The sequence below is a fragment of the Mycobacterium sp. genome (assembly GCF_050701675.1).
In the GTDB taxonomy this organism is placed as follows: Bacteria; Actinomycetota; Actinomycetes; order Mycobacteriales; family Mycobacteriaceae; genus Mycobacterium.
Window position 1 is genome coordinate 1 of the sequence record NZ_JBOGDD010000405.1, and the last position, 7,987, is coordinate 7,987.

Annotated in this window: 9 protein-coding genes and 1 pseudogene; 3 read left to right on the plus strand and 7 right to left on the minus strand. The window is 66.0% G+C overall.

All coding sequences use genetic code 11. The annotated features are described in order from the left end of the window. Both ACRDUX_RS12265 and ACRDUX_RS12270 read right to left on the minus strand, forming a co-directional pair. A partial coding sequence (locus tag ACRDUX_RS12265) for a glycosyl hydrolase 2 galactose-binding domain-containing protein (RefSeq protein ID WP_526414241.1) occupies positions 1-1,920 on the minus strand: 1,920 nt, incomplete at its 3' end. Positions 1,921-2,030: 110 nt separating this feature from the next. Beyond that, positions 2,031-2,654 (minus strand): TetR/AcrR family transcriptional regulator, encoded by a 624-nt coding sequence (locus tag ACRDUX_RS12270; protein ID WP_526414243.1) that lies wholly within the window; start codon positions 2,652-2,654, stop codon positions 2,031-2,033. Positions 2,655-2,715: 61 nt separating this feature from the next. On the opposite strand from ACRDUX_RS12270, the gene ACRDUX_RS12275 reads away from it, so the two are divergent. Continuing rightward, entirely contained in the window at positions 2,716-3,558 is an 843-nt protein-coding gene (locus ACRDUX_RS12275) for an alpha/beta fold hydrolase (RefSeq protein WP_526414245.1), read from the plus strand. Between the two features lie 11 nt (positions 3,559-3,569). Here the strand turns inward: ACRDUX_RS12275 and ACRDUX_RS12280 are convergent, their stop codons facing one another. Next, a complete protein-coding gene (locus ACRDUX_RS12280; RefSeq protein WP_526414247.1) occupies positions 3,570-4,313 on the minus strand; it encodes a glucose 1-dehydrogenase in 744 nt (247 codons plus the stop codon). Between the two features lie 114 nt (positions 4,314-4,427). On the opposite strand from ACRDUX_RS12280, the gene ACRDUX_RS12285 reads away from it, so the two are divergent. After that, positions 4,428-5,504, plus strand: coding sequence for an NAD(P)H-dependent amine dehydrogenase family protein (locus tag ACRDUX_RS12285; protein WP_526414249.1), 1,077 nt, complete (start codon positions 4,428-4,430; stop codon positions 5,502-5,504). A gap of 26 nt (positions 5,505-5,530) precedes the next feature. Here ACRDUX_RS12285 and ACRDUX_RS12290 read toward each other — a convergent pair whose 3' ends face one another. Both ACRDUX_RS12290 and ACRDUX_RS12295 read right to left on the minus strand, forming a co-directional pair. Next, positions 5,531-5,974 carry an ATP-binding protein gene (locus tag ACRDUX_RS12290; protein ID WP_526414251.1) on the minus strand — a complete coding sequence of 148 codons (444 nt, stop codon included), beginning with the start codon at positions 5,972-5,974 and terminating at the stop codon, positions 5,531-5,533. Between the two features lie 43 nt (positions 5,975-6,017). Further along, a complete protein-coding gene (locus tag ACRDUX_RS12295; RefSeq protein WP_526414253.1) occupies positions 6,018-6,407 on the minus strand; it encodes an STAS domain-containing protein in 390 nt (129 codons plus the stop codon). A gap of 277 nt (positions 6,408-6,684) precedes the next feature. Here ACRDUX_RS12295 and ACRDUX_RS12300 point away from each other — a divergent pair, with 277 nt between their 5' ends. After that, entirely contained in the window at positions 6,685-7,461 is a 777-nt protein-coding gene (locus ACRDUX_RS12300; RefSeq protein WP_526414257.1) for an HAD family hydrolase, read from the plus strand. Here ACRDUX_RS12300 and ACRDUX_RS12305 read toward each other — a convergent pair. Next, positions 7,394-7,603: a (2Fe-2S)-binding protein gene (locus tag ACRDUX_RS12305; protein ID WP_526414255.1), complete on the minus strand. Its 210-nt coding sequence runs from the start codon at positions 7,601-7,603 to the stop codon at positions 7,394-7,396. The two genes, ACRDUX_RS12300 and ACRDUX_RS12305, sit on opposite strands and share 68 nt — an antisense overlap. Then, positions 7,603-7,987, minus strand: a pseudogene (locus tag ACRDUX_RS12310) (fatty-acid--CoA ligase); the annotation flags it as partial. The pseudogene ACRDUX_RS12310 and the gene ACRDUX_RS12305, both read right to left, overlap by 1 nt.

A 7,987-nucleotide genomic window follows, 5' to 3' on the forward strand; every position in this document is an offset into this window, starting at 1 on the left:
GGTGGATTCGTAGTGTGCCAGTTGGGCTTTGCGGGCGAATTCGTACGCGCTGCTGGACGGACCGTAACGGCGGTTGATGGCCAGCTGGGTGCTTGACAGCGCGGCATTGCCTGGGTTGGAACCCGCATGGAAGTACCAGTAGTCGTTGATCGGCCACAGCTTGTCCGGCGGGATGAACTCCTGCAGGCTCGCGAACGGTGGGATGTGTTCGTTGTCGCCCTGTTCGGCCGAGGCGCCTCTGGCTGCTCGGTACTCGCCGCTGAACCAGTACGACGGCGGGCGCCAGGTGTAGGGGCCCGCCATCTGAATGCCGTCCCACAATCGCTGCCCATTGGCGTCCATGGCGTACGACGACACCGTGTCGACGACCGCGTTCTGCCAGTGCAGGTCGGCCAGGATGCCGTGGTATTCGTCCATCACGGCCTGTGGTGGCCTGCCGTCGCTGGCGTTGGCCCAGATGAACGCCGACGGGTGCGACCGCAGCATGGAGATCTGCGACCGCATGCTCTCCTTGGCGACGGATTTGTCTTCGTCGTCCCACTGGGGCCACTTCTCCCACTGGTTGCAACACATCCAGCCGATCATCAACGGGATTCCCAGTTCGTCGGCGGCCTCCACGAAGCGCTCGTCCGGGATCTTCGACTCGAACCGCAGCATGTTCAGGCCGAGGTCGCGGACGTAGGAGAGGATGGCGTCGTCACGATCCGGGTCGTAGGAGAACAACAGATCCGGTGTGTACGCCGCGCCGCGGACCAGGAAGTCGCGGCCGTTGACCTTCAGGTAGAAGCTGCCACCGGTGCCCAGTTCGGGGAAGCGTTCGTCGTCGTCGCGGGACTGGGAGATGGTCCGCACGCCGAAGCGCTGGTGGGTCTGATCGATCGGGCTGCCGAACTGGCGGAACTCCAGGCGCAGGTCGTACATGTTGGGATCGCCCATGGTGTAGGGCCACCACAGGTCTGGATGATCGAGCACCAGCTGACTGAAATCGCTTGGGCTGAAGCCGACTTCGCTCTGTTCGCCTGCGGCGAGGCTGACGACCTTCTCGACCTGGACGTCCGGCTTTCCCGGCCTGCTGATGGTGGCGTGCAGCACCCCCTTGATGCGGTGGGTGGAGAAGTTCTGCAGGTTGGTGAAGATGGACAGTCGCGCGGAATCGGTGTTCGGCAGCGGCAATTCGGTGTTCACGGTCGCGGCGCCGATCGCAACTGCACCCGACATCCGTAGCGTCACCGGTTTCCAGATCCCCGCGTTGCGGTCGGCGACGAAGGAGTTGCCGTTGCCTGGGTTCTTGTCGGGGCCCTGATAGCCCAGGTAGTTCCAGTTGATCCAATCGAACCAGCTGTCGGCCAACTCGACCCCGTCGATGTCCTGCAACGACTGTTCGGGGGTGACCTTGACTGCCAGCGCGTTGGGCTGACCGGGTCGAATCCACCTGGTCACGTCGAGGTCGTGATCGACGTACATCCCGACCGTCTGCTTGGCGTCGGCGACGAGGTGGCCGTTGAGCCAGATCTCGGCGCGGTAGTTGATCCCAGGAAAGTTCAGCCGGTAGGTGGAGTGACCTGGCTGCGCGTCGAACGTGGTGCGATACCACCAGTCCTGCTTCCAGAGATCCTGCGGTACTTCTTCGAGGAGGTTCTTGCCGTAGTAGAGGTTCGGGTACGTCCCGTCGTCCTCGAGTGCCTTCAGCACGGTGGCGGGCATGCTGCGGATGTCGTGCCACCCCGGCCCTCGATATCCGTCGGATGAGATGACGGAGCCGTCCACCGGGACGTCGCGGGCCGACGCCAGCTGCCAGCCGTCGAACAGCTGAACGTCGCTGGCGGGCGGTTCCGGCCTGGCGAACCTGGGGACGTCCCCGGCGCTCAACAACAGCAGGACGAGCAGTACCACGATGCCCAGGACGGCGGAGCGGCGCATCTCGGGCGCGATGGCGCTACTCCTTCCGGATCTGGGGGCGTGTCACGGCAGGGCGCGGGGACGACGCATGGGACGTTGAGGACATTCTGCATGGCGGGGAGCCTGCCGCATCACGAGCCTGCGATGCCGCCGATCAGTCTGTCGCAGAGGGCAAACATCTGCTCGAGCGCCTCGTCGGCGTCGTCGGCGCGGGACACGAACAGCGCCGCCTCGTCGAGTGCCCCGAGGAGGACGTGCGCCGCGGGGCGCGCCGGCTGTTCGGGGATGACCCCTTCGGCCATCGCGGCCGTCAGCATCGCCTCGATCACGCCGAGTCCGTACTGCATGCCGATCTCACGCCAGCGGTCCCAACCGAGCACGGCGGGTGCGTCGATCAACACGATCCGTTGCACGTCGGGAACCGAGCACTCCTCGAGGAACAACCGGGCGCCGATGCGCATCGCGCTCAACTGGTCGGGGGGCGCGGCGGCCACGATCCTGGTGGTGATGCTGGCGACGACGTCACGCTCGACCTCTTCGTAGACCGCGGCGAACAGCCCGCTCTTGTCGCCGAACTGGTGGTAGAGCGCGCCGCGGGTCACCCCTGCGGCGTCGACGATGTTCTGGGTCGCGACTGCCGCATAGCCATGCGAGGCAAACAAACGTCTGCCCGCGTCAAGAAGCCGGGCGCGCATCGCCGCGGTCCGCTCCGCCTGGGTGCGGCGGAAGGGTGGTGGATCACTGTTGACTTTCATACAGACTGTACGTAACTTTCATACCGAGTGTTCGTAACTGATGATCAGAAGGGTAGCCGACATGCCGCAGGTCAGGTTGGAACGAGCGACGATCGAATACCACACATTGGGGCCCGACGATTCCCCCCATCCCCCGGTGTTGTTCGTCCACGGCATCCTCGTCGATCACCGCCTCTGGTTGAAGGTAGCAGAGGCATTGGCCCACAAGGGTTTCCGCTGCATCCTGCCCGACTGGCCATTGGGCTCGCACACGATCCCGGTCGACGGGTCGGTGGCACTCACGCCACACTCGGTGGCCGAGATGGTGCACGAGTTCATCGCCGCCCTGGATCTGCGCGACGTCACGCTGGTGGGCAATGACACCGGCGGCGGCCTGTGCCAGCTGGTCGTCGACGCCCACCCCGACGACGTCGGGCGACTCGTGCTGACCAACTGCGATGCCTTCGACAAGTTTCCGCCGTTTCCCTTCACCGTCGTCTTCGCGATGATTCGCGGGCCGAAGACGATCAGGCTGATGTCGGCGTTGATGAAGATCGCCGCTCTGCGCCGTTCGCCGTTGAGCTACGGATTGCTGCTGCGCCCCGGCGATGACGCGTTGACCGCATCGTGGGTCGAACCCATCGCTACGGACCCACGGATCGCCGCCAACCTGGTGACGCTGTTGCGTGCCGTCGGCGCAATGGATCTCACCGACGTCGCGACGCGGCTCCCCCGCTTCGGCAAGCCTGTCACCCTGGTGTGGGGAATGGCCGACCGCTGCTTCACCCCTTCGCTCGCGCGCAGGCTTGCGGCCCTGTTCCCCCACGGGGCGATGGTCGAGGTGCCCGGCGCGCACACGTTCGTCGCGCTGGATGCCCCCGCGGCCGTCGTCGACGCCATCGCGACAGTCGGGGCACCAACCTAGAACGGGTCGCCCTAGAAGAGATCCTTGTGCGGCACGTCGGTCACCAGGCCGCCGTCCACGACGAACTCGCTGCCCGTCGCGAACGACGACTCGTCACTGGCCAGGAACACCACGAACGTCGCCACCTCGTCCACCTCACCGGGGCGGCCCAGCGGCGCGGTGACCATGTCGTCGGGAAAGTGCTTGGTCATCGGTGTGCGGATGAAGCCGGGATGCAGCGAATTGACCCGGATCTTGTGCTTGCCGAGTTCGAGCGCCGCCGACTTGGCCAAACCGCGCACCGCCCACTTCGTGGCCACGTACGGATGCACCATCGGGGCGCCGCGCAGGCCTTCGATCGACGACACGTTGATGATCGAGCCGCCACCCGCCGTCTTCATCGCCTCGACGGAGGCCTGCATGCCGAGGAAGGTGCCCGTCAGGTTGACGTCGATGACCTTCTGCCACTTGGCCATGTCGAAGCTGCCGATCTTGCCCAGTGCGACGATGCCCGCGTTGTTGACCAGGACGTTGAGCTTGCCGAAGTCCGCCACCGCCAGTGCGACGGCCGCGTCCCATTGGTCGGCTTCGGTGACGTCGAGATGGACGTAGCGCGCTGCCTCACCGAGCTCGTCGGCCAGGGCCTTGCCCTCGTCGTCGAGGATGTCGCCGATGATCACTTTTGCGCCCTCGGCGACCAGCATCCGTGCGTGCGCAGCGCCCATGCCCCGCGCCCCGCCGCTGATCAGTGCAACTTTTTCGTCAACGCGTCCCATGACCGGTCAGGCTACCGCATCCAATTCTCGAACTAGAACCTGTTTCAATTCTGCGGGTCTGCCCGCATACTGCAGGGCAGCCAAGCATGGGTAGACCACGAGGAGAGAAACAGTATGGCGATTCGCGTCGCGCTCGTCGGCACCGGCAACTGCGGCAGCCTTGCCCTGAAACAACTGATCAACGACGAGCGCTTCGACCTGACCGGGGTGTGGGTCTCGTCGGAGGCCAAGGTCGGCAAGGATGCGGGCGAGTTGGCGGGCCTGGAGGTCACGACCGGGGTGACGGCCGTCAACGACCTGGACGCGATCGTCGCCACCGGGCCCGAATGCGTCGTCTACTGCGCGATGGGTGACGTTCGCCTCAAGGAGGCGATGGCCGACGTCCGGAAGTTCCTCGAAGCGGGCATCGACGTGGTGGGCTCGGCGCCGGGGGTGTTGCAGTACCCGTGGCAGGTCATTCCCGACAAACACATCGAACGAGTCGAAGAGGCTGCGCGACAAGGGAGTTCAAGCGTCTTCATCACCGGCGTCGACCCGGGGTTCGCCACCGATCTGCTCCCGTTCGCGCTGGCAGGGACCTGTCAGAGCATCCAGCAGGTGCGCACCATGGAGATCGCCGACTACTCGACCTACGACGGTGTGACGGTGATGTTCGACGTGATGGGCTTCGGCAACCCGATCGGCGAATTTCCCATGCTGTTCCTCCCGGGGGTGCTGAGCATCGCATGGGGCACGGCGATCCGACAGCTCGCCGCGGGCTTGGGCGTGGAGGTCGACGAGATCAGAGATTCGGTCGAACAGGAACCGGCGCCGGAGGATCTCGAGGTCGCCGCCGGACGCATCGCGAAGGGAACCGTTGCGGCGCTTCGCTTCCAGATCGAGGGCATCGTCAAGGGACAGCCGGTGATAGTGGTCGAGCACGTCACACGCCTGCGCGCCGACCTGCGCCCGGACTGGGCGCAGCCCGCCCATCCCGGCGGCTCGTACCGGGTCGAGATCACCGGCGAACCCTCGTACTTCGTCGACATCGTGCCCACCAGCCGCAATGGCGGCGCTCCCTATGCGGCGATCCTTGCCGCGGCAGCCCGGATCGTGAACTCGATCCCGGACGTCGTGGCTGCTGCCCCCGGCATCCGGACCACACTGGACCTACCGCTGGTCACGGGGAAGGGCGTCGTCTCGGTCGACTAGGCGGATTCGGGCTCGGCGCTCAGCCGTCACAGCGGCTGGACCCCCGTCCAGGCCAATCGGACCGTCGTGCCGCCGGTGGACGTCTGGATCGACGCGCGATCCGCCAATGCCTTCATCAGGGCGATTCCGCGGCCCCGGCTACGGTCGCCCGTGGGTGCGGCAGTGCGCCACCGCCCCCTGTCCGCAACGGTGACGAGCAAGGCGAATTCCCCGGGGTCATACGCTGCGCGGACGTCCATGGTGCCCGTCAGGCCTGGTGAAAGGTACGCGAATTCGGCGGTGTTGGCCAAGGCCTCGTAGATCGCGAGCACCAGATCGCTTGCCCGGTTCGGGTCGAGGTCGAAGGCGCCTCGCAACCAGCTGGCGAACTCATCACGGGTGTGTGCCGCGGTACGGGGATCGGCCGTGACACCGATGCGCTCGAAGCGCTCGGCACCTGTGGCGTGGACCTTGGGCTCTGCATCGATCATGACAGGCATGTAAGTACCCGGTCGGGCGCCGGACTAAGCATGCCTAGCTGGAAAAGGCCGCGAGCGCTTCCTCGAGGGTCGCGTGCAGGGGCACGATGTCGGCGATACCGACCAGCTTGAGGGGTCGGCTGGTGGCCGCGCCCTCGGCCGCGATGTGGATGCCGATGCCCTCTGGCGCCTCGTCATGCGCCGCGACGAGGATGCCCATGCCTGCCGACGCCAGGAACTCGACCTCGGTCAGGTCCACGACGATGCCCTCAGGCGTCTTGCCGAGCGACGCCTTGATGGCTTCCTCGAGCTGGGGTGCCGTGATCATGTCCACGACGCCCGACACGGCGATGACGACGACGCGTCCGACCCATCGTTCGCTGAGGACGCACGTCGATCCGGATGCCGCGGCTGTGCCGTCGGCCGGTTCCCGTTGTTCGTTCAAGGCCCATCTTCCGTGTCTAGCCGCGTCCGGAGACGCGTGTCACCGTGATCTCAGTTGCTCGAGGCTCCGGCTGAACCTCGCGCGATGTGAAACCGCCGAGGTAGAACCTATCCGATGCGCGGATCATCGTGCCCATCAGCCGTGGCTGGCGAAGCCGTGACGTCATCCGGCGGTAAGGACGCGCAGGAGACGATCGGCGGAAGAGGTGCTGCAATGGAGCCTGGTGATGGACAACCATCCCAACACTCGCCTCATCACCCATCCAGCCAGGAGCAAAATGTACCCGGATGCACCGTTGGTGCGCCAACTCGCGGAGATCGGTTCGGGCCCGGCAGGGGCGCCCGTCGGGGCGTTCTTCGACCTCGACGGCACCCTGGTGTCCGGATTCACGGCCACCGCGCACGCGGGACACCGGATCCGGACCAGGGAGGCCAGGATCGGCGAAGTGCTCGGCGTCGTCGAGGCGTCGGTGCGCTACCGGTTGGGTCGCATGGAATTCGAGCGGCTCGTCGTCAAGGCCGCGGGCTATCTGCGGGGCAATTCCCTCGAAGAGCTCGACGACCTCGGTGAATACCTCTTCCGCAGGCACATCGAGAAGCGGGTTTTCACCGAGATGCACGACGTGGTTCGCGCCCATCGCGATCGTGGCCACGTCGTGGTGCTGAGTTCGTCTGCCCTAACCATCCACGCCGAGCCCGTGGCGCGCTTCCTCGGCATCGAGGACGTCATCTGCAATCACTTCGAGGTCGACGGTGCCGGCCGCTTGACCGGAGGAATCGTCGAGCCGATCGTCTGGGGCGCCCGCAAGGCCGACGCGGCCGCGCGGTTCGCCGTCGCCAACGGCCTCGACCTCTCCCGCAGTTACTTCTACGCCGACGGTGACGAGGACGCGGCCCTCATGCGGCGCGTCGGCCGTCCACGGCCGGTGAACCCGCGCGCGGGTCTGGCGGCAGAGGCCGCGCGACGAGGCTGGCCGGTGCTGCTGGTCAATCCGGCGGCGACCCGTGGCCGGGGGCCCGCAGCGATGCTCCGGCGCCTCGGCGGGCGTCGATGATGGCCCGAACGGTGCGCCTGCAGCGGCCACACTCGGTGCCCGCGCCACAGGCGTCGGCGACCTCCCTGGACGTCGACGCACCCGCGTCGACGACGTCGGCGACCGTCTGATTGGTCACGCCAACGCACAGGCAGACGTACATCAGTTCTGGTCCGACACGCCAGAATTCTGAGTCTCGTCGATGCGAATCATGCGCCGGAACCTGCCGACGAAAACCGGTGGATAGGCGCCGATGCCTGCCTTCTCAAGCCATTCGGCAGCCAGTTCGGAGTACTCGAGCCAGTGCTGGGCGTGCTCCTCGTCGTCGATCTGCAGGAGCATCATGATTTCGAGCGGATTGTCGAAGGCACTGAACATCAACAGTTTTCGGATTCCAGCCACGCGAAGATCGTCGATCGTGCCCTGCACGTGCGCGCGCAACGTCGCGAGATCCTCGACCGGGGTGACCACCGAGACCATGACCTCGGGGGCCGAGGGCTCTGTCTCGGTGGTGAGCACCAGTCGCTCGAGCTCTTCGCCGGCGAAC

What these genes read in the sequence shown, in the direction of transcription:
- ACRDUX_RS12305 (WP_526414255.1), bottom strand. Translation starts at nt 7,603, where the DNA reads ATGTACGTCTGCCTGTGCGTTGGCGTGACCAATCAGACGGTCGCCGAC.
- ACRDUX_RS12280 (WP_526414247.1), bottom strand. Translation starts at nt 4,313, where the DNA reads ATGGGACGCGTTGACGAAAAAGTTGCACTGATCAGCGGCGGGGCGCGG.
- ACRDUX_RS12290 (WP_526414251.1), bottom strand. Translation starts at nt 5,974, where the DNA reads ATGATCGATGCAGAGCCCAAGGTCCACGCCACAGGTGCCGAGCGCTTC.
- ACRDUX_RS12270 (WP_526414243.1), bottom strand. Translation starts at nt 2,654, where the DNA reads ATGAAAGTCAACAGTGATCCACCACCCTTCCGCCGCACCCAGGCGGAG.
- ACRDUX_RS12285 (WP_526414249.1), top strand. Translation starts at nt 4,428, where the DNA reads ATGGCGATTCGCGTCGCGCTCGTCGGCACCGGCAACTGCGGCAGCCTT.
- ACRDUX_RS12300 (WP_526414257.1), top strand. Translation starts at nt 6,685, where the DNA reads ATGTACCCGGATGCACCGTTGGTGCGCCAACTCGCGGAGATCGGTTCG.
- ACRDUX_RS12275 (WP_526414245.1), top strand. Translation starts at nt 2,716, where the DNA reads ATGCCGCAGGTCAGGTTGGAACGAGCGACGATCGAATACCACACATTG.